Origin of the sequence: Candidatus Similichlamydia laticola (assembly GCF_003339615.1) — a bacterium.
Taxonomy (GTDB): domain Bacteria; phylum Chlamydiota; class Chlamydiia; order Chlamydiales; family Parilichlamydiaceae; genus Similichlamydia; species Similichlamydia laticola.
Window position 1 is genome coordinate 37192 of the sequence record NZ_QQBG01000008.1, and the last position, 20285, is coordinate 57476.

The following is a 20285-nucleotide window of genomic DNA, read 5'->3' on the forward strand; positions in this document are numbered from 1 at the left end:
TCAATTGATGCAAAAGCTTTGGAAACGTATTCGTAATTTCTCCATCATTGCCCATATCGACCATGGAAAATCGAGTTTGGCTGATCGTTTGTTGGAAAAAACGGGTACTCTTTCTGCTCGTGAGCTCGTTCCTCAGGTCTTAGATGGGATGGAACTAGAGAGAGAACGGGGGATCACGATCAAGGCGCATTTGGTAACGATGCGCTATACCTTTATGGGGGAAGAGTATCAGTTGAATTTGCTCGATACTCCAGGACATGTCGATTTTTCTTACGAGGTTTCTAGATCCTTGGCGGCATGTGAGGGAGCCCTTCTTGTTGTAGATGCAACGCAGGGTGTGCAGGCGCAAACGCTTGCCAATCTTTTTCTAGCTGTAGAGCGGGGGCTAACGATTCTTCCGGTTCTTAACAAAATTGATTTACCTGCTGCTGATCCAGACCGGGTCACGCGAGAAATTCAAGAGATTTTGGGATGTTTAACGGATGTTTTTCTTTGTTCGGCCAAGACCGGTGAAGGAGTAGAGGAAATCTTGGAGGCTCTTGTCACACAGGTTCCACCACCTAGAGATCCGGAGGATGAAGAATTAAGAGCTCTTGTTTTCGACTCCCATTACGACTCTTATCGTGGTGTTTTAGTGTATGTGCGGCTGATATCTGGGTCGATTGCTAAAGGAGACAAAATTGTTTTTCTTTCATCTGGAAAAACCTTCGAAGTAACAGAGGTAGGAGTTTTTTGTCCAAAAGAACACCCTCTTGATGCTCTGTGCGTAGGAGAGGTGGGATATGTATGTGGCAATATCAAGCAAGTGAAAGATGTTCAAGTAGGGGATACGATTGTTCACATAAAAACCTCTGTCAAAGAGGGTCTTCCAGGTTTTCGTGTTATTAAGCCGACTGTATTTGCTGGTATTTATCCTTCGACTACAGATGACTATTTGAACTTACGAGAAGCCCTAGGCAAGTTACAGCTCAGTGATTCTGCTCTTTCTGTAGACCCAGAAACGAGTCACGCTCTTGGCTCAGGTTTTCGGTGCGGTTTTCTTGGCCTTCTTCACTTTGAAATTATTGTCGAAAGGTTACAGAGAGAATTTGATTTAGACATCATCTCGACATCCCCCGGTGTTCTGTATCGTTTTTCTTTGATTGGGAATAGGCAAGTTGAGGTAGATAATCCTACCTTCTATCCAGATCCTGTCACCATTGTAAAGGTAGAAGAACCTTGGGTTTCTGCACGTTTGTTTGTCCCAGCAGACTACCTAGGTGCTGTGATGCAGTTGGGTATTGAAAAGAGAGGAGAATTGCAAGCTACTGAGACCTTAGACTCATCTCGTCTTATTTTAACGTATGCGTTTCCATTAAATGAGATTGTTGTTGAGTTTGGTGACCAATTAAAGTCTTTGTCAAAGGGTTATGCTTCGTTCGATTATGAGCCAATTGGATATCGTGTTTCTGATATCGTGAAGCTAGAGGTACGGATTAACGGAGAAGTCGTAGATGCTTTTTCTTGTTTAATTCACCGATCTAAAGCAGAGCGTAAAGGGAGGTATCTTTGTAAAAAATTAGTGGGTGTCATTCCTCGGCATCTCTTCAAGATCCCGATCCAAGCTTCTGTTGGTGGCAAGATCTTGGCTCGAGAAACGATTTCAGCTTTGGCTAAAGATGTAACAGCCAAATGCTATGGGGGTGATATTACGAGGAAGCGTAAGCTTTGGGACAAGCAGAAGGAAGGGAAGAAAAGAATGAAGCAAATGGGAAAGGTTTCCGTTCCTCAGAAGGCTTTCTTGGAAGTATTGAAGTCGGAGGAATAAGTGCGAGTACGAGTAGAATGGGGAGAGTTACGAGCACGTGTTTTTTCTGGATTAGTTGGGGCTTCGCTAGCGGCCTTTCTTTTCTGGATGTCTGGTTATGCCCTGGGAAGTTTGGTCTGTCGTTTCGGGATCCGTTTGCTTGCCTGGGGGGCGACATATGAGCTAGTAAGAATGACGCAGATTGTGTACAAGGACCTGATTCATCCATCCTTTCACCTTCTCCTCAGTATCTTTTTCTTTGTTTGTGTCGACTTCTTACCTTCTCTTTCTCTAGCCCTTTTGTCTGCGATTTCTTTGATTTCTGTTTTGATCTTTTTCGACCCCTTTTCTGCCTTTATCCGTCTTTCGTCTTCCCTTTTGATCTTTCTCTACGTTCATTTTCCGATCGCTCTCTTCGAGCAATTGTTAGAGGACAAGCTCCCCCATGGGCGTTGGTGGGTGCTTTATCTACTGTTGGTTGCTAAGGGTTCAGATACGGGTGCCTACTTCTCAGGGAAGCATTTTGGGAAGCAACTTATAGCTCCTCGAGTTAGTCCTAATAAGACGGTGGTGGGTGTTGTAGGGGGTATGGTTTTCGCGACAGTGTTAGCGCTCTTCCTTTGTCTCTTCACTACCCCGCCTTGGAGTGGATCTGTGCTGACGTTTTGTGCTCCTGGAGTTGCTCTCTTTGCGCAGTTTGGTGATTTGATCGAGTCTTCTTTCAAGAGATCTTGTGGTGTGAGGAGTAGCGGTTCCTTTTCCGGTATGGGAGGAATCCTTGACATGCTCGACTCTGTCTTGATGGTCTGTCCTTTGATCTACGCCTTAGCATGTCTTTAGTCATTACTTTAGATGGTCCTGGGGGAAGTGGAAAGAGTGAAATCACACGACTCTGTACCGAAGCTTTAGGAGGACTTTGGTTAAACTCTGGACAGGCCTATCGACTTCTGACTTGGACAGCTCTGCAAAAGGGATGGGATGGAACAGAAGAGGATTTGGTTTCTTTTTTTCCTTGCCTGCTTGAAAAGGGGCAATTGCAATGGAAGCCTTGCCGACATCAGGTGGTTTGTGGTTTATCTTCTTCTGAGTCTTTGCCCTTCCCTGAAGATCAGCCACGTATTGAATCTGCAATCGGTGTTCTTGCTCGCCAACTTTGTGTGAGGGACTTCATCAATTCTTCTTTGAGAGACCTTTCCTTTGAAACTCCCTATTTCTTTTTTGAAGGGCGAGACATGGGTTCTGTTGTTTTTCCCAATGCTGATCTCAAAATCTTTCTAACAGCTTCCCTTAAAGAGAGGGCTCGGCGACGATTTAAACAAAGGCCTTCTGGTCAATCCTTAGAAGAGATTCAAGTTAAGTTAGCCCAAAGGGATTGGGACGATGCACACCGATCCATTGGAGCTTTGGTTCAACCCGCAGGTTGCTGGGTCTGTGACAGTTCAAATTTCTCTTTAGAGGAGACAGTTCAAGCCATTCTCGATCATATACGGAGTGGTCTGGGAGGCCATTTTTCTTCAAGTTGACGACGTAACCCTGTAAAGCGTGCTGTTTGTCCTTGATTGCGCACGCAATACCAGAGATGTTTTCTGCTACCAATCAGGAGGACGTATTGTCGTGCTCGTGTGATGGCTGTATAGAGCAGCCTTCTAAAGAGCATGATGGAATGGGAAGGATGAATAGGCATGACAATACACTCGGCCTCACTTCCTTGATACTTGTGAACAGACAAAGCATAGGCGTGCTGTAATTGATCAAGCTCATCAAAGCGATAGATTATAGATCTACCTTCCATGGAGATGAGTTCACATGTTTGGTTGGCTAGATCCGCATATCTTAAGAAATGGATGGACCCATTGAAGATTTCCTTACGATAGTTATTTCGGGTTTGAATTAACTTGTCTCCTAGAAAGAAAGTTCTCGATCCTACAGAGAAACTACCCGCTTGCCCTTTTTGAAAAGTCTGTTGGAGGGCTGTATTGAGACGCTCAATGCCTACGGGACCCTTCCTCATAGGACAGAGTACTTGAACCTCTTCTTGAGGATCCAACTTATAGAGACGGGGGAGTCTCTCGTATACTTCAAAACAGATGCGTTCGACAATACGCTGGCCATCTTGCTCTTCAATAAAAGAAAAGTCTGGGCTCTCTTGTATCAAAGGAGAACGGCCAGATTGAATCAGATGGGCTGCTTGAACAATGCCGGAGCGCTCCGATTGTCTGAACAGAACAGAAAGAGTGCAGATCGGTAACCTTCTGGAGGAGATCAAATCTTCCAAAACTTGGCCTGGACCAATACTGGCCAGTTGATCTCGGTCTCCTACTAAAACAAGATGGGCATGACAAGGTATAGCTTTGAGGAGATGGTGGAAAAGAAAAGAGTCAACCATGCTCATCTCGTCTACGATAACCAAATCGGCTTCCAAAGGAGCATTTTCTGTTTTTTGGAATGTTTGAGATGCGAAGTCATATTCCAGTAAATGATGAATCGTTTTGGAAGGATGTCCACTCGCTTCTCCTAGCCTCTTAGCTGCTTTTCCTGTTGGTGCACAGCAGATCAAATCAAGTCCAAGTTGCTTTCCAATCCAAGCTAGACAACGAGTGATGGTGCTCTTGCCCGTTCCAGGTCCGCCAGTCAAAATATGGACTTTATGCGTATAAGTCATGCGAACCGCCTCTTTTTGGGCGTCGGCTAAGGTCATGCCTAATTGATCAGATAACTTCTGCAGAAGACCTTCAAGATCAAAAGAGGGGATACGAGAAGGAGATTGTAAGAGGCGATCAAGCTGAGAAGCGATGTTCTGTTCCGTTCTATAGGCAAGAGCACTCCAAATAAAGGGCTCTTTGCCTAGAGACCCCTCTTTTAAGTCTTGTAATAGACGGCCCTCGTTCAAAAGATGTTCTAAATATTTTTCTAGGGCGCTTCTTTCATTTAGTTGGAGAAGCCTCTGGGCTTCTTCTAAAAGATGCCCTTTAGGAAGACAAGTATGACCCTCTTGATGACTCTGAGAGATAATCGCCTCGTAGGCAGCTTGGATCCTAACAGGGGCGTCTTGTGCTAAGCCTAAATGTTGGGCCACTTGATCTGCTCTCTTGAATCCAAATCCCCAAATCTCTCGCACCAAAATATAGGGATTACCTCGGATGACCTCTTCTGAGCGGAGACCCCACTTATCATGAATCTTCTTCGTATGTCGTGTCGATAAACCAATCTTTTGGCAAAAAACCATCAGATTGCACAAATCTCTTTGTTTCTTCCAAGCCTGGTGGATCTGTTCTGCTTTTTGAGGGGTGATACCCCGGATGATACTTAATTGATCCGGTCGATGATCAAGGATAAAAGGGGTCTCCTTCCCAAATTTCTCAACGATCTTGGCAGCTAAAACAGGGCCAATACCAGGAAGATTGCCTGAGCCCAAATAATGGATCATTTCTTCTAGGTTTTCTGTTGGCACATCCATAAAGAACGAGGTAACAGCAAACTGATCTCCATAGGAAGCAGAACGCTTCCACTGACCTTGACAGGAAACACGCTGTCCTATGCTAAGACCTGAGAGGGATCCAACGAGAGTAATGACCGATTGGTCATCCAGGCGAAGTCTAACGACAGAAAAAAGCCCTTTGGGATCATCATACGTCACTCGAACAACGATTCCCGAAAGACAGGTCTCATCAGACTTTTCGGAAAAGGACACGAGACACTCCGGATGCAAGACTCGAACTTGCGACAAATGGATTAACAGTCCACTGCTCTACCAACTGAGCTAATCCGGAACAAAAGTCCAGGTGCGAATTCTAAGTTCGCACCCCGAATTGAAGCAAGACTAATAGAGGAAGCCGGAATTTAACCGCCCATGGAACACATGTCATCACAACAGGAACTCTGCTTTCCTGCTTCAGGAAGGTCCGTTACTGTTGCTTCTGTTGTCAAGATCATGGAAGCCTGAGCTTCAGCATTGCGCAGAGCCATAACGACGACCTTCTTAGGATCAATGACACCACTGACGACAAGATCCTCGAATTTGTCTGTGCGGGCATTGTAGCCGAAGTGCCCCTTTAATCCTTCCACCTTTTGCAAGATGACAGCACTCTTCTTTCCTGCGTTATCCGCAATTTGAAGCAGAGGGGCTTCTAAGGCCTTTAAGACGATTTCAATGCCTAGATTCTCATCCCCTTGACAAGCAGGCAGAGCCTTGCGAAGCTTCTGGGCGGCTCGAATTAAAGCTGTTCCACCACCTGGGAGAATGCCTTCTGCGACGGCCGCCTTCGTTGCTTCAAGAGCATCGACAATACGATCCTTTCTCTCTTTCATTTCGACTTCTGTTGCACCGCCAACGTAGATAACTGCAACCCCTCCGGAAAAGTGCCCCAGTTCGGCCTGTAAATTTTCTTTCGTATAAGAAGAAGTCGCCTCTTCCAATTCGGACCGAATCTGCTCTCTTCTCGTCTCGATCCTCTCTTTGGATCCCTTCCCATCTACGAGAACTGTCTTCTCCTTTCCAACAACGACGCGACGGGCTTTCCCCAAGACGCCCTCTGCCAAGTCGAGAGACTCAAGTTTGTCTCCTAGCTCTTCACTGACGACACGACCACCGGTTAGGATAGCCAAATTTTCTAGAGACCGCTTTCTACGATCACCGAACCCAGGTGCCTTTACGGCACAAACACGCAGTCCCATGCGCAGACGGTTCACGACCATCGTTGTCAAGGCTTCATCCTCAACATCTTCAGCGACAATGAGAAGGGGAGAGTTGGAGGCAGCCGCCACTTGAAGAACGGGGACAATCTCTTTGATCTTACCGATCTTTTTGTCCGTGATGAAGATCAAACAATCTTCTAGGACAGCTTCTTGTGTGGCTGTGTTTGTGATGAAATTGGGCGAGATGAATCCTCTGTCAAAGGACATCCCTTCAGTGCGCTCCTGGTACGTGTCGAAGCCACGACCCTCTTCCACGGTGATGGCCCCATCTTTTCCCATCTCTGTAATGACGGTCGCAATCAGATTTCCAATCACTTCATCTCCATTTGCAGAAACAGAAGCAACTTGGGAGATCTCTTTCAAATCCTTAACAGGTAGGGTCATGTCTTCCAGAATGGAAATGATCTTTGAGGCAGCAAGATCCATTCCCCTTTTGATCTCAACCGGATTAGCACCAGCCGCAATCAGCTTAGCACCCTCTTTGCACATCGCATAGGTCAGGACGGTTGCTGTTGTTGTCCCATCCCCGGCCTTATCAGCTGTCTTACTAGCAGCTTGCTTAACGAGCTCAATTCCAAGGCCCTCTATTCCCGCATCGGAAATACTCTCTGCTACGGAGACACCGTCTTTAGTGACACGGGGGGGCCCGTACTTCTGTTCGACAATGACCCATCTTCCCTTTGGACCGAGGGTGACGGATACGGCCTTTGCAAGCCTCTCAACACCTCTCAAGATTCTTTTGCGAGCTTCTTCTCTGTATTTAATCTCTTTAATGGTCATGGCAAACTTCCCTCATCCTCTCGTTGACTAGTCCGACTCAACTTGCGCGATAATGTCACTACTGCTGGCGACCAAAAACTCCTCGCCTTCTAGCGTAACTTCCTGCCCGGAGTACTTGCTAACTAAGACGGTATCGCCCACTTGAACAGGCATAGCAATAAGCCGTCCCTCTTTGTCTCGCTTGCCGGGACCCACAGCAACTACGAGAGCGACCTCCGGTTTTTTCTTCGCGCTTTCAGGCAATATAATCCCGCCTGAATGTGTCTCCGCTTCAACTCTTTTCAGGAGAACTCGATCACCGAGAGGTTTGAAATTTTTTTGACAAGCACGCTTGTTTGCACAACAGCTCTTTTCCATGAGTAACGATCTCCAGTGTGGACATGCCCTGCCAGGGCAGGACGAAAGACTGACGGCCGTCAGTCTAACTGTGGAAGTGACTTTTTTGCAATGATCTTAGCAGGCAGAGAGGTAGAGTGCTAGCTTAGTCGTAAAAGGGAATGACGCGTTCAAAAAGTTCCCTTGTGCAGTAAATAGGAACATTCATCATGACGGCGAGAGTGATGCAGTCACTCGGACGTGCATCAATCTCGACGAGACAGTGTAAGTCTTTTTGCTTTTGTTCTAGGCAGAGTTTTGCAAAGTAAACAGTGTCTTGCATGTCTGTAATCACCACTCTGAGAAGTGAAACATCGAGACCTTTCAGGATGAGGAGTAAAAGGTCATGTGTCATTGGACGTGTGCGAGACAGTCCTGCAAGTTGCATTTGAATCATTCGGCCAATTTGCGGTTCGGTATAGATAGCAAACTGTTTTTCTTCGTTTCCAAGGACGAAGACTGTATAGGCTCGATTTGGAACAATCCTATCAAATTTCATTAAGATCAGGTCGTCGGGCATTTGTTCTAAAGTTTCTTCCACCTGCAACTCCTCAACAGAAAGAGGCACACCATACGTAGATGGGAATTGTGCCGTACCGCGAGTTTACCTTCACTGGAAGATTTTCTTGTGAACGATTCGTGCAGAATCGATGACCAAAATTGTTGTGGGTTGAGCGGGTTCAATGGGAAAGAGTCCTGTTTCGAGGACGCCTGCTAAAGAGTTCAATTGATGATACAAACTGTACCAAGAAGGTTGTTCCTGAGCGGGAAGGAAGAGGTCTACGAGCCAATTACCGTTATCAGAGAGGAGAGGGGAGCCTGATAAATTTTTTCGCAATTTACAAGTACCAAATTGGTCCAATTTCTTGAGAAGAAAGGGAAGACTAAAAGGGAGGATCTCAAGAGGAACATGTAAGGTTGAAGGTCGTTTCAACTTGTCTTCTGTGATGAGAATCAAGTAGTTTTTGGCAGCTTGTTTTAGAATTTTTTCTCGAAGAAGGGCGCCGCCTTCTCCCTTAATGAGGAGCCTTTTTTCTTCTAATAAGAAATCAGCACCGTCTACGACAAGGTTGAGTTGGCTAGGAACATTTTGTTTGAGTAGATTCAGTCCAGAGTGAATGGCTAGTTGTTCGCTTGCATAGGACGAAGCTGTAACTTGGTAAGACAGGTGATGTTCCCGAGCATATTTTCCTAACGCTGTGATGAAAGCATTTGTTGTGGATCCTGTTCCTAGTCCGATGACGCCTGTGGCTGGCACTTGCATGATTGCCTCTTTTGCCAAAATCGCTTTCAGATCATATTTGACCATAGGAGGTCCTCCTTGATGACCCAATTTGTTATTTTTGAGTTAGGTACAAGGATGGAGGGACAACACCGTGACAGCTAGAGTTGTGTTACAAGAGTTCTTAGACGACTTATATCAGCCTCATCTTTTTGACGATTTTGGGCCTAATGGCTTGCAGGTAGAGGGCAAAGAGAGTATCGAGAAGATTGGAGTGGGTGTCACAGCAAGTTTGCGTGTAATTCAGGAGGCGGTAGCTTGGGGAGCAGATGCTTTGATTGTTCACCATGGTTTGTTTTGGAACGGTCAGAGCTCTCTACTTATTGGCCGCTTTCTGCATCGGGTACGCCCTCTTATTACTAAAGGCGTATCTTTGTTCGGTTACCACTTACCTATGGATGGCCATCCAACTATTGGCAATTGCTGGGGAGCTGCTATCGATTTAGGACTGCAATCTTTAGAACCGCTTTCCTTATCTTCTCAAGAAAGAACGCCTATTGCCGTGAAGGGATGGTTTGAGCATCCGGTTCCTTTGCAGGAGTGTCTTTATCGGTTAGAGTCTTATTACTCCTCTTCTCTTCGGGTGGCGACATGTGCAGAGAGTGTAACCGTTCAACAGGTGGGTATTTGTTCAGGGGGTGCACACCGTTACTTTGAGAGAGCCATTGAAGAGGGCATAGACCTTTTCCTATCTGGGACTGGAGATGAGCCGCAATGGCATTTAGCACAGGAGTCGGGTAAGGTCTTTGTTGCTGCGGGGCATTTTGCAACAGAACGCGTTGGTCCACTTAAGTTGACGGAATTTCTTCAAAAAGCGTTCCCGGCTTTATCTGTGCGATTCTTTGATGAACCCAATCCTTTTTAGGGATAAATTGGAGCATGTTAAATCCATTAGTTTTTTTGAAAGAAAGAGGTTTAGTTGAAGCTACCACTCCTGATTGTGACAGCTATTTAATGGGAAAATCACCCAAAGTTTATCTAGGAGTGGATCCTACTGCAGGTAGCTTGCATTTAGGCAATTTGCAAGGCTTTATCGTTGCCAAATGGCTGGAGAGAATGGGATGTGATGTCACTTTGCTCATTGGAGATATGACAGCTTCTGTTGGAGATCCTTCTGGCAAATCGACCGAACGTCAAGTTTTAGACCATGATCGTATCCTAGAAAATAGTCGTACGGTTCAAAATTGGATTCGCTCTTTTATGGGGCCTTCTGTTCGTTTTGTGAACAATCTCGAATGGTTCGGTCATATGAGGTTGACCAATTATTTAGGAGAAATAGGGCGATTCTTTCGCATGGGGCCGATGCTGAGTAAAGAGTGGATTCGTCGTCGAATTCAATCCGATGTGGGCATGAGTTATACGGAGTTCTCTTATCAGTTATTGCAAGCATACGATTTTCTTCATCTTTTTCGAACACATGGTATCCGTTTACAAATGGGTGGCAGTGATCAATGGGGAAACATGACAGCGGGTTGCGACTTAATTCGCAGAAGGGAAGGAGAGGCTTCTCACGCCTTTGTCTGGCCTCTTTTAACAAAAGAAGACGGTTCTAAGTTTGGAAAAACAGAGTCAGGAGCGATTTGGCTCGATGCCAGCCAATTATCCCCTGCCTCTTTCTACCAGCAGATTATCGGTTTCTCCGATTTGATGGTGAGTCGCTGTTTTCGTCGTCTTACTTTTCTTTCTCTTGAAGAGATCGAAAGTCTAGAACAGACTCTTTCAAAGAGAGAGCGGCAACATCGGTTGGCGGAAGAATTAACTGTTTTACTTCATGGGCAAAAGGGGCTTCAAGAAGCCCTTGCAGTCAAAAAAGTTCAGAAACCTCTTTCTGAGATCTCTCTCAAAGATTTGGAGGTGGCTAACGCAATAGTCATAGATCGTGTTGCCCTATGCCATCGCAAGTTGATTGATCTGTGCACAGAATGGAAGTGGGTTAAAAGCAAAAGTGAATGCAGGCGCCTGATTCAACAAGGAGCCGTTTTGGTTAACGGAAAAAAGATAGAAGACGAAGGATGGATTTTTCAGGAAACAGATTTGCATGAAGGTCGTTTTTTCTTCATTGTCTTGGGAAAGAAAAAACGCTTTATCTTAGATGTATCAAAAAATTGATGGAGGCGCTTAGATGAGTTGTCGACTAAAGTATTGCTGTGCCACTTCAGGGGAGACTTGTCCGGCATTGGGTTCTGTAAAGATGACGTACAGAACGAAGCAAAAATAAAAAAAGGCGAGGAACTTATGAATGAAAGAAAAGAGGAAGAGTAGGACAAAAACGAGAAGATTAATATTGAAACGTTGAAGCACGGCCCTAAATGAACCAGTTGCTTCCTCTTGAAGGATTCCAACCGCAGAAAGGAAGGGCCAAAAACTGAAGCCAACTAATAGTTGTCGCTCTAATCCACTCTGACGGTCTTTGCGAGTAAAAAGCCAAGCCTTGCTCCATCCTAAAAGACACCGAATACATTTATTCGTTTTGTGTTTAAAAAGAAAAACATTCGGAGTTGTAAGAGCTACAGATTGGCTATCTGCTGATTTGAGATTACCCCACGTTGAAGAACAGAAACCTTTAATTGCTGAAATAGTCATGAGTTTCGATCCCGTTGGTGTCCGCATGAGGCTACCATTTTAAAATAAATTTTACTCTCTTGTCAAGAGTGCTGTCGTCAATCCTACACCAGATTTAACTTATGTATTGGCCGCTATTGAGCTCTTCTCCCCGACGGAATTATGTTCATTTCCTGTGCGTTTAGATCACGTGGCCTTATGGAATCGAAAGTAGGGGTATCTAGCCAGCTGATCAAGAGGTAGACAAGTGTGAGAAGCGTGACGAGAGGGGAATGCAGTTGAAAAAGAGCCCAACAAAGGAAAAGAGCAAGCAGATTGAGAGAACAGCAACGGATCCTGGGTAGATCAGGATGACGTTGGATATGTGCTTCAGCGGCAGAACAAAACGGCCAAAAGCTTAGTCCAAGGAAAAGTGCTCTTTGTCTAGGCGTCTTGTTGGGGTCATCTTGATTGAGAAGAACCCCTTGACTGTATTGTAGGAGAGATCTACGGACACAAAGACCAGGCAAATTCGAGTGTAAGGGCGTATGCCGTGAAGCTAAGCGTCTTAATATCACGATTTGCGATTGGAAAATAGTTTTGAAGAATTTCCAGCCGAGAACAAGAAGAGCATCCGAGTAGAGAAGAAGTGTAATCAACAGAAAGCTGTAAGGGGAGCCTTTGGAGGCTATCAGAAGAAGAGTCCAAAGCAAGTTGATATTGAGACGTTCACGCCCTGCTGTTCGACTTCTTGTTGGAAAGGGCCAAACACCGATCCCCAGAAGGATCTCTTGTTGTAGCTCTTCAGATGATGTCCTCCTGAATAGGCATCCTCCTCCCAATCGAAGAGAAACTCGTCCCAGTTGGTGTCTGGGCCGAGAGAATGAAGCTAGCCCTCTTTCCTTGGAGAGTCTTCCTCCCCAGGTGTATTGCCATCCGAAAAGATTTGTCATCAAAACTCCCAAAGGGGGCCATTATTAAGAATAAATTTTACCAAAGAAACGTTATACTTGGATAGACAGACAAGTGGACATTCTTATTGCTTATTTATTCGTTTGCTGGAGGATCCTCTGAAACATCGTAAAAGCTTTCACCATGTTCCAGAAGAAAGGCAAGGGATTTTTGAGAGGTAGCTGTGACTTCATCGACTTGTCGAGCGAGGGAGTGGAGTTCGTGCCGAAGAGGAGTCAAATTTTGAACTTCTTGGCTAAGGCGTTCTAATCTTTCTGGGGTATCCTTTAGTTGTTCTTTAGCTGATTCGGTTAACATAGTCAGACTGTTTATACTTTCTTCTAAACGGGTAAGCTGCTGTTTAAGCTCCTGCTGAAATTGTTCTATTTTATCTAAGGCGTCAGACTGTTGTTTTAGCTTTTCTTCTAGAGTCTTGTCCAATTGGAAAAGATAGTTGAGAATACGTAGGCAAAGAAGGACAAAGAAGAGAACGACTAGTCCTTTCATCAAAGGGCGTAAGGGGCGTAAGTGCGATAGGGTTTGTCGATATAACTGTTTGTAGAAACGTAAAACATAACGTGTACAGCGCAGGGAAGAGGCAGCAAGACGAACATTCATCCAAAGCTTTGAAAGGAGCTGAATCGAATAGTTCAAATAGTCATTGGCCTTGTTAGAGCAAAAAGAAAAAAATCGAAGTCCGAGGGATGAAGAACGAATGCGTAGGGAGTTCGTGTGCATTGTGTCGTATAGGGCAAATTTCTAAGGCAAAGAAAATTTTATTAACTTAATTTTTATATAGCAAGAACAGGATCTGCGTCTGGAAGAGTTTGGCTAGTTTTGCTTAGGGTTTGTCAAAAACGTGTTTATACCCGAAACGAAAGAATCAAAAACAATTTGGACCACTTTTATGATCGTGGATAGCCCAAAAAGGCTAAAGGGAATGCAAAGAACGAAAACAAAAAGAGCCAGGAGAGTATCGAAGAGTAGCCAGAGACAGTGAAAAGGTCTTGGCCAATACAAATTCATGACTTTGTCAAGAAGGGCTATTAGTAGAATCGTAAGAAGGGAGGTTAGGCCGAAAACAAAGGGGTTGTCCTTATAGTCGGTGTACAAGTGTACACATTGTCTTCCAACAAGAAGGACAAGATCCCTCGTAGCATTGAAGCTTTGTAGGGCGACTTGCTGAACCTTGTTGACAAGGTCCATTAGATTCTTTTTCAAAAAGGAGCAAGTACAGGAGCAGCTCCCTATTTGGGGAAGGGAACTTATTGTGTCACACATTGCAACAATGGTGTTCTCCTTTTAGATCCAAAGCGCACCACTTCTGTTTCTTTATCTGTGTGAAAAAAAGATAAATGCAAATATCTACCTCGTGGGCTTTGCTTTAACGAAGTCCTCTCAATAGGTCGAGGACTAGAGTAACAATGAGCAAGTGCATAAAAGAAACAGCATGGATCCCAAATAGAAAACAGAGAAGATAGGAGCAAGTTGTGACGAGGAAGAGTAAAAAGGCACGCCGACAAAGTGGTTCTTTACGAGCTCCTCTCTCGAGGATAGCAAGACATCTGTTGAGTAAGCATAAACCTTTGATGGTCAACATGACGAATAGGACACTGCCTGCTATTTGCATGGCTATGTGCCAAAACGAGACTTTGGAGAGTGTCAGGCGAAATTTGTCTACAAAGCGTGGACACCTCATTTCGTCTAAATTCACAACAGAAGAAAAGCCCGAGGAAGCAGCAGCTAATAGAGCCTGAGAAAAAGAGTCAAGAAGAGCATTGGCTTCCGCGAAATAGCAAGTTAGTGCTTTGACACTTTGAAGACAGTCTTTTATTTGTAGAGGCATGGTCTTTGTTCCTTAAAATCCAGGTTCTGCTTAAGCTAGTCTCTAAGTCAAGGAGATCGAAAATTCTTTTCCTTGTTTTTTTAAAGAAAAAGATGAGCCTCACATTATCATACTAATGCTTTTAAAAAAAAAGCACCGGAAAAGACCGGTGCAATGGAATGAGTATAAGATCCTAACAGGACTACTGAGCTGTGTCCTGTTTGCTTGTATCGTTTTCGCTCGAGTCTGGATTGCCGTTCCTTTCTAGAAGGCCTGTGTCCTTTTTCTTTCCTGGAATTAATTTGTAAAGTGCGGACATAAGTTTGTAGGCAATTGTAAGAACGAAAAGAATAACGGCTGCTTGCATGCATTTCATAGACCCAAGGAGACGAATCTTCCCGATGAGGAAGGAAATGCTGGGAGAGTTCATAAGAGCTTTGGAGATCCTGCCGCCCATTGCTCTGATGGCCCGCATTACACCATTGGTCACCTTAGGCTGATGTCTAGAAGTATTTTGAAGCGTAGAAACAGCGCTTTTATAAGCTGTGGAAAGAGGGTCGGTCATGTTTAGCTACCAGGTTGAAAGTCAGTAGATCGATGTCGTTAGGAAACGCGCTCGCGTATGCAGATATAGTATACCATGCCAGCACTATTGGCATAGTATATTTTTTTGATAAAAAAATCAAGATGGGTTGCCCTGTCTGTACAAAGCAGCAATTCTGGAGTTTGGATCGACATGCTGAACCATAAGCTGGTCTGCCTTTTTCTTGTCAGACCAACATTTATAGAAAAGCATTGCCAGTATCAGAAGGAAAGAGATACTAATTGTTTTCTTATGTCTTACTAAGAAGTACCTTATCTTAAAGAGCAGGACATTCAAAATAATAAAAATGAAGACTGTAAAACAGCAACACAGTCTATTAGACAGGCAGCTGCAAAAACAGACAAAGGGGTCCAGAATTAAGATGAGCACTGCGGTAATGGCGAGGCCCCAATGGGGGGTCACCATTGTCCCACACCGCAGCAGGAGCTCAGCTCCTGATTTTCCACTAGAAGGAAGAGGCAATCGGGAAATTACGCAATAGAAGGTCATGCTGAAAATAGTGGAAAAAAGACATTTGGGTGTAGCAGAGAAGATGTACTAAGTACACTTCTCTTTAACGAAGCCCAGAATTTTGCTGGCAGCAACTCGCATCTCTTCTTTGAGAGCTTGTTTCTCTTGGCTGTTTAGTTTGGGATCGATCTCAATTCGCATGATAAGCTCAGTCTTCTGTGTGTCTTTGACATCAATGATCTCATTGATCTCATCTTCCAAGGACGTCCTTGGTTCATCTCTCTCTCTTTGCTTCCTGGTGATCTTGAGGAGGCGCTTGGGAAGCAAATAGAGCAGAAAGAGAAGAAAGAGGGCAAAAACGGGCATAACTTCTGCGGTCCTACGATGCAAGAGACGGAAACAGCAAGACCTAAATTTTGAAAAGCCGCGAGAAAAGAAAGTGGCAATATGACAAGCTCGATTTTTAATTTGGGAAACGAAAGCTAATATGCTCTCTGGAATCTTAATTGGAACGGAAAAACGTAAGTTAGGGATGGCGGACATGCGTCTAACATTTGTGGACAGAGCGAGGGAAAAAGGCATTTTGTTTCCGGTTGAACTAGAGTAAGAACGAATTGTAATTAGTATTAGGTTATATCCAAGGGGGCCATTTTAAACGTTTCCCTAAAAAACCCCTAGACTACTTCTCTGGGACAGAAACCATACGTTTTGTTTGCTATCTAGTTTCTTGTCCTCTTTTTCTGCGTTTTTTCTTGTATGAGTGTCTCCTTAAGCTGTCGTATAACTTCTGGTTTTAATGTTTCTTTTAGAATGCCTCGGACGGACACCTTCATTGCTGGGTCATTCATGAGAGCTTGTTTGGCTTCTTCCCTGACAGAGACATCCTGTAGCAACTGTTCTCTAATCTCTTCTCTCATCTTCTTTTTTTCTTCTTCCGTTGGTTTCCAGCGCTTTATTAAAAATTTAATAAGACGACAAAGGAGCAAGAGAAGAAAAAAAAGGCCTGTTACCATGAACAAGGGTTTGATCCAGAAAAAGGATGTACGATGCCAGGAAATTGTGTAAAGAGTGCGTGACGCAGATTGTCTAGCTGAGCGGAGACAGGGACGAATTTTTGAAAAAACATTGTTCTGGAAGAACAGTCTGCTCCCCTTCAAAGACATGCAATCTCGTATAGCGCTTGTGGGAAAGCTCCTTGGAGACAGCTTAAATAAACGCAAAAGAGCCCTCTTTTTAACCGGTGTTATCAGAACTGGATGAATTTCTGTTCTCTTCGCCTGTTTCTGCTTCTGTCTTCCTCGAAGACTTAGCTTGGCTACTGATTCCTGAACCACTCCCAAACGATCCAAAAAAGAGATGATAAACGACGCAAAAGAGGAAGACCAATATGACCAACCCGGAAAAAAGAAGTGCTGTTTTCAGAAGAAAAACAATCAGATAATACACCTTTTTTACTACCAAGCAACATGCCTTTCCTAGTAAAGAGGGGCATTGTATTGTCTCTCCTGCTACTCGAAGCGGTGTAGAGATTCTAGGAGGTGGCATGCGTTTCAAAATAGTTATTCTAGAAGAAATGATTCCAGCTGCTCTCCGAAAAGTTAAGAAACCTTTTAACAACGCATTAGGTACACGAGAAGCAGACATCATTTATCCCTCACCAAATCAAAGTTGAAAGCAGGCTTTTTCAATCGGTTGTTTTATTAGAGTGAGCTTGCATATTCCGGTAGGCATTGTGGCTCCTTTGAAAAAAAAACTCAATTGATGAAGAGAACAAAGGCACGCAGGCCCATTTTGGAAGCTCTTTATGGATTATAGGCAGAGAGATAGCTGAACATAGATTAGACAAAGAGCCCCTTTTAGGGGCATGAAGGTCATATATGCATATGCAAGTATTTTCCTTATAGTTTTTTTCTGCTGTTTCTTTTTCCAGCCTTTTCTCTATCTCTTGTGTGATTCTCCCCCTTAGCCTCGAATCGTTAGGTCAATAGGTTACTTTAAATGAGCATATTAAACCTTTGTAGCCATGTGTTGGTCTATTCATTCAAGAGTCTTTTTTTATTTTTTTTTCTTCTTTTTGAAGAGTGAGAATCCGCTTGTCCTGCTTTTTGCAGAGCTTGTTGATGAACCAATACTTCCTGACCTTTGCTCTTTGTGCTGTACTGCTCTTTGTTCTTGACCATCCTGCAAATGGGCAATTAATGGGGGCTGTAGTTGTAAGCTTACTGGTCCCTGTGGTTGTGGTCCCTGTGGTTGTGGTCCCTGTGGTTGTGGTGGCTGTAGTACTGGTCCCTCAGGAGCAGGTGCTCGCGTAACTAGGCGAGCCTGAGGTGGTTTGAGTTTATCATCTTTTTTAAACAGGAATTTAGAAAGCAAATAAAACAGAACGGCTACGACGACGTAAAACAGGAGAAGTTTTCCAAGAAGGAAAGGAAGACCAATGAGGCTCAATTGAGTCATGACGCGGCTCATTCGTGTCTGAGGCCTTTGATAAAAAGTGGAAAATCGTGAAAGGATCATTCTCTTTAGATGGGATAATGACCTATGAGAATAGGCCCTGTAGAACAGCCTAGAGCCGAAACTTGGTAAACTTCTAGATAGAAACGTTATGGACATCGTTGTTCTCCAATCAAGTCATAGGTGAGAACAAGCTCATTGCTCTTTAATGCAGAGATCTTTTCGATAGGAAGTAGAATCTAAACTAAGAAAAGTCTTTTTGTAGTCTACTTCCTGTTCCTCACCCGCTTGGATTCTATCTTTTTTTACTCTGAATTGTCTCGACCTTTTTCAACTTGAAAAGGGTCCTCAGGGAAAGAAGTCGCAAAATATCTAGTGGGTATATTCTAATTAAGTTTGGTTTTTGAAATGAGTCAAGCTACTACAAGTTCAAGAAATATGTTTCTTGAGTACCAGGAGAGGCCTGTTGCCCAGGCTCTAGTGTTCACTTTTCTTCAGAGAGAGCTTCAATGGCTTCTTTTTTTAGTTCAGGATCTTTCTTTAATTCTTCGAGAGCTTTTCTTTGGAGGGCGGCGTCATTCTCGAGTGCTGTGAGAACAGCTGTTCTTAAAACACGATCCTGCCTTAACGCCTCGAAGGCCTCTTTCCTCAGTTCTGGTTCTCTTTTTAGCTCTTTCAGAGCCTCCTTCCTCAGCTCAGGTTCCTCCTTCAATTTCTTAAGAACATCTCTCTTGAGCTTTTTGAGAAACATGCAAAAGAGCAAGCAGCTAATAAGAATGAAAAGCCCCACACTAATGACTACCAGCACTGTTTTAGAGAAGCCAAATAGGGTAAGCACTCCTACTGTCCTGTTTATACGAGGGTGCTTTAAAGCCGCAGAGCGGAGATAATGTGCAAGTCTAAAAGAGAAAGCCTGTTTTAGAGACGTCGGGAGACTAAGCCTGGAAAAGGATGCTAGAGTCTGGCCTCTCAAGTGGAAAACATTTTTTACTGGATAAAGTACGGTCAAGAAACTGGGCATTAACTATCTCAAATCAAAGAGACCGGGTGCTCTAAAGCTCGAGCCAAAATAACAGTGATTTTTTTCTAACAGAAACTCTGCCTGGGTCAACAAAAAGAGAAAAACGAATTAGAAGAGGGGAAAGCAACCGGAGCGGTCCTACAAGAGAAGCTCTTCCGGGCCAGAAAAAACTTCTCTCTGTCGACTTTTATTGGTGTGAATCTCCCCCTAGACACCTGGGCCTGAAGTTCCGCTACCACTGCTACCACTTGTATCTTTGTCTTTGTCTTCTTCCTTCAGCTCCTTGAGTGCTTGTGTTTTCAGGTCTTTGTCTTCTTTTAAGGCTTTGAGAGCTTGTGTTCTCATTCCTGAATCGCTCTTCAATTCCTTAAGGGCTTGCTCTTTCAGGCTCTTATCTTCCTTCAGGGCTTTGAGTGTTTGCTCTTTTAGACCCTTGTCCTCTTGCAGAGCTTTGAGAGCTTGTGCCCTCACTCCTGGCTCACTCTTCAATTCCTTAAGGGCTTGTTCTTTCAGGCCCTTGTCTTCCTTCAGCTCTTTGAGAGCTTGTGCATTTAGCCCTGGCTCACTCTTCAACTCTCTAAGAGCATGCTCTTTAAGACCTTTGCCTTCTTTCAAGGCCTTGAGAGTCTGCGCTCTTAATCCTGGATCACTCTTTAGTTCTTTAAGAGCTTGTTCTTGGAGGTCCCTGTCTTCCCTCAACTCCTTGAGAGCTTGATCTCTCAGGCTTTGATCTGCCCTCAAGTCTCCAAGGACCCTCTTCCGGAAAGCCTCGTCTTCTCGCATTTCGTCAAGAACATCCTCTTTCAGTTCTTCTTTCAGCTCCTCTTTAGCTTTTTTCCTTAGTGCTTCTTTTTCCTCCTCTGTCAGCTTACTCTTAGGTTTTCCGAAAAGTATGCGGAATAGAAAACAGAGGGCAAGGAGGAAAAGGCCTACCGCGGCAACTACAAGAGTAGCTTTGAAGAGAAGGATAAGAACGCTAAACAGAACTACATTTTTTTCACATGGGGCTGGACGCCTAGAGGCAACAGCCCTGAGACAATTTGCAATTCTGGAAGAGGCAAGACCACGCAAAGACGGCGGCAAAGTAAGTCTGGAGGCTGCCAGAGCACGACTTCTTAGAGAAGAAACACCTCTTAAGAGGTAAGACACAGACGAAGAAACAGACATTGATTATCTCCAGTCAAATCAAAAAGGGCAACGGTCTCCCTCAGTCTCAGTTCACAAAGCGCCAGAATCGAAAGTTTCCAAAATTAAGTTAGAACGGTAAGGATAAGAGATCCAGACTGCCAGGGCTAAGCCGGCTAAGGAAGTCGCAACCCTACTTTCGTAGTGGCGATACCGCCAGGCCAAAGCCCAACTCCCAAAGGTTCAAAGCAAAAACCGCCTCTAGTCTACTTATAGACTGCATATTTGTGCAAATTGCGAATTTGAGAGGGAGCCAAATTTTTGTATACAGGGGAGATGGGACATGCTCGAGCTTTGTTATTGGGGAGCTGTCAAAGATTTATGTATTCAGGAGAG

General features: G+C 44.3%; 21 protein-coding genes and 1 tRNA gene. 5 read left to right on the plus strand and 17 right to left on the minus strand.

All coding sequences use genetic code 11. The annotated features are described in order from the left end of the window. Positions 1-7 precede the first annotated feature (7 nt). Genes lepA through HAT2_RS00645 form a run of 3 tightly spaced genes read left to right on the plus strand, consistent with a single transcriptional unit; the run spans position 8 to position 3309 of the window. The gene (gene lepA, locus HAT2_RS00635) at positions 8-1807 is read left to right on the plus strand and encodes a translation elongation factor 4 (RefSeq protein WP_114544147.1); all 1800 of its coding nucleotides are present in this window, start codon (positions 8-10) and stop codon (positions 1805-1807) included. Beyond that, the gene (locus tag HAT2_RS00640) at positions 1808-2626 is read left to right on the plus strand and encodes a phosphatidate cytidylyltransferase (RefSeq protein ID WP_114544114.1); all 819 of its coding nucleotides are present in this window, start codon (positions 1808-1810) and stop codon (positions 2624-2626) included. Continuing rightward, positions 2617-3309, plus strand: a complete 693-nt coding sequence (locus HAT2_RS00645) for a (d)CMP kinase (protein ID WP_114544115.1) — start codon at positions 2617-2619, stop codon at positions 3307-3309. The genes HAT2_RS00640 and HAT2_RS00645 overlap by 10 nt, the downstream gene beginning before the upstream one ends. Here HAT2_RS00645 and recD2 read toward each other — a convergent pair. The 6 genes from recD2 to rpiA form a co-directional block, all read right to left on the minus strand. Then, positions 3267-5477, minus strand: a complete 2211-nt coding sequence (gene recD2, locus HAT2_RS00650) for an SF1B family DNA helicase RecD2 (protein ID WP_181860271.1) — start codon at positions 5475-5477, stop codon at positions 3267-3269. The genes HAT2_RS00645 and recD2 overlap by 43 nt on opposite strands. 6 nt (positions 5478-5483) lie before the next feature. Next, positions 5484-5556, minus strand: a tRNA-Asn gene (locus HAT2_RS00655). A gap of 70 nt (positions 5557-5626) precedes the next feature. Next, positions 5627-7261 carry a chaperonin GroEL gene (gene groL, locus HAT2_RS00660; protein WP_114544117.1) on the minus strand — a complete coding sequence of 545 codons (1635 nt, stop codon included), beginning with the start codon at positions 7259-7261 and terminating at the stop codon, positions 5627-5629. Between the two features lie 27 nt (positions 7262-7288). Continuing rightward, a complete protein-coding gene (locus HAT2_RS00665; RefSeq protein WP_114544118.1) occupies positions 7289-7618 on the minus strand; it encodes a co-chaperone GroES in 330 nt (109 codons plus the stop codon). A gap of 124 nt (positions 7619-7742) precedes the next feature. Continuing rightward, complete coding sequence (locus tag HAT2_RS00670; protein ID WP_245932337.1) at positions 7743-8177, minus strand: bifunctional nuclease family protein; 435 nt, start codon at positions 8175-8177, stop codon at positions 7743-7745. Between the two features lie 69 nt (positions 8178-8246). Continuing rightward, positions 8247-8945 (minus strand): ribose 5-phosphate isomerase A, encoded by a 699-nt coding sequence (rpiA, locus tag HAT2_RS00675; RefSeq protein WP_114544119.1) that lies wholly within the window; start codon positions 8943-8945, stop codon positions 8247-8249. A 67-nt stretch (positions 8946-9012) separates the two neighbouring features. On the opposite strand from rpiA, the gene HAT2_RS00680 reads away from it, so the two are divergent. Both HAT2_RS00680 and tyrS read left to right on the plus strand, forming a co-directional pair. After that, positions 9013-9783 carry a Nif3-like dinuclear metal center hexameric protein gene (locus HAT2_RS00680; protein ID WP_114544120.1) on the plus strand — a complete coding sequence of 257 codons (771 nt, stop codon included), beginning with the start codon at positions 9013-9015 and terminating at the stop codon, positions 9781-9783. A gap of 14 nt (positions 9784-9797) precedes the next feature. Continuing rightward, on the plus strand, positions 9798-11027 hold the full coding sequence (gene tyrS / locus HAT2_RS00685) for a tyrosine--tRNA ligase (RefSeq protein ID WP_114544121.1): 1230 nt from the start codon (positions 9798-9800) through the stop codon (positions 11025-11027). A gap of 9 nt (positions 11028-11036) precedes the next feature. On the opposite strand, the gene HAT2_RS00690 is transcribed toward tyrS, so the two are convergent. The 11 genes from HAT2_RS00690 to HAT2_RS00740 all read right to left on the minus strand — a co-directional run bounded on the left by HAT2_RS00690 (position 11037) and on the right by HAT2_RS00740 (position 19931). Next, entirely contained in the window at positions 11037-11528 is a 492-nt protein-coding gene (locus HAT2_RS00690) for a hypothetical protein (protein ID WP_114544122.1), read from the minus strand. 86 nt (positions 11529-11614) lie between these two features. After that, positions 11615-12412, minus strand: coding sequence for a hypothetical protein (locus tag HAT2_RS00695; RefSeq protein ID WP_114544123.1), 798 nt, complete (start codon positions 12410-12412; stop codon positions 11615-11617). A gap of 94 nt (positions 12413-12506) precedes the next feature. Beyond that, a complete protein-coding gene (locus HAT2_RS00700; protein ID WP_114544124.1) occupies positions 12507-13148 on the minus strand; it encodes a hypothetical protein in 642 nt (213 codons plus the stop codon). 646 nt (positions 13149-13794) lie between these two features. After that, positions 13795-14256, minus strand: coding sequence for a hypothetical protein (locus HAT2_RS00710; RefSeq protein ID WP_114544126.1), 462 nt, complete (start codon positions 14254-14256; stop codon positions 13795-13797). A 181-nt stretch (positions 14257-14437) separates the two neighbouring features. After that, complete coding sequence (locus HAT2_RS00715; RefSeq protein ID WP_147267450.1) at positions 14438-14800, minus strand: hypothetical protein; 363 nt, start codon at positions 14798-14800, stop codon at positions 14438-14440. Positions 14801-15376: 576 nt separating this feature from the next. Next, positions 15377-15871 carry a hypothetical protein gene (locus HAT2_RS00725; protein ID WP_114544129.1) on the minus strand — a complete coding sequence of 165 codons (495 nt, stop codon included), beginning with the start codon at positions 15869-15871 and terminating at the stop codon, positions 15377-15379. A 137-nt stretch (positions 15872-16008) separates the two neighbouring features. Continuing rightward, a complete protein-coding gene (locus HAT2_RS03755; protein ID WP_147267451.1) occupies positions 16009-16302 on the minus strand; it encodes a hypothetical protein in 294 nt (97 codons plus the stop codon). A gap of 302 nt (positions 16303-16604) precedes the next feature. Next, positions 16605-16757, minus strand: coding sequence for a hypothetical protein (locus tag HAT2_RS03820; RefSeq protein ID WP_220253861.1), 153 nt, complete (start codon positions 16755-16757; stop codon positions 16605-16607). A 587-nt stretch (positions 16758-17344) separates the two neighbouring features. Beyond that, positions 17345-17806 carry a hypothetical protein gene (locus tag HAT2_RS03825; protein WP_181860274.1) on the minus strand — a complete coding sequence of 154 codons (462 nt, stop codon included), beginning with the start codon at positions 17804-17806 and terminating at the stop codon, positions 17345-17347. A 421-nt stretch (positions 17807-18227) separates the two neighbouring features. After that, a complete protein-coding gene (locus HAT2_RS00735) occupies positions 18228-18551 on the minus strand; it encodes a hypothetical protein (protein WP_181860275.1) in 324 nt (107 codons plus the stop codon). Between the two features lie 420 nt (positions 18552-18971). Beyond that, positions 18972-19931 carry a hypothetical protein gene (locus HAT2_RS00740; protein ID WP_114544132.1) on the minus strand — a complete coding sequence of 320 codons (960 nt, stop codon included), beginning with the start codon at positions 19929-19931 and terminating at the stop codon, positions 18972-18974. Positions 19932-20285: the final 354 nt, after the last annotated feature.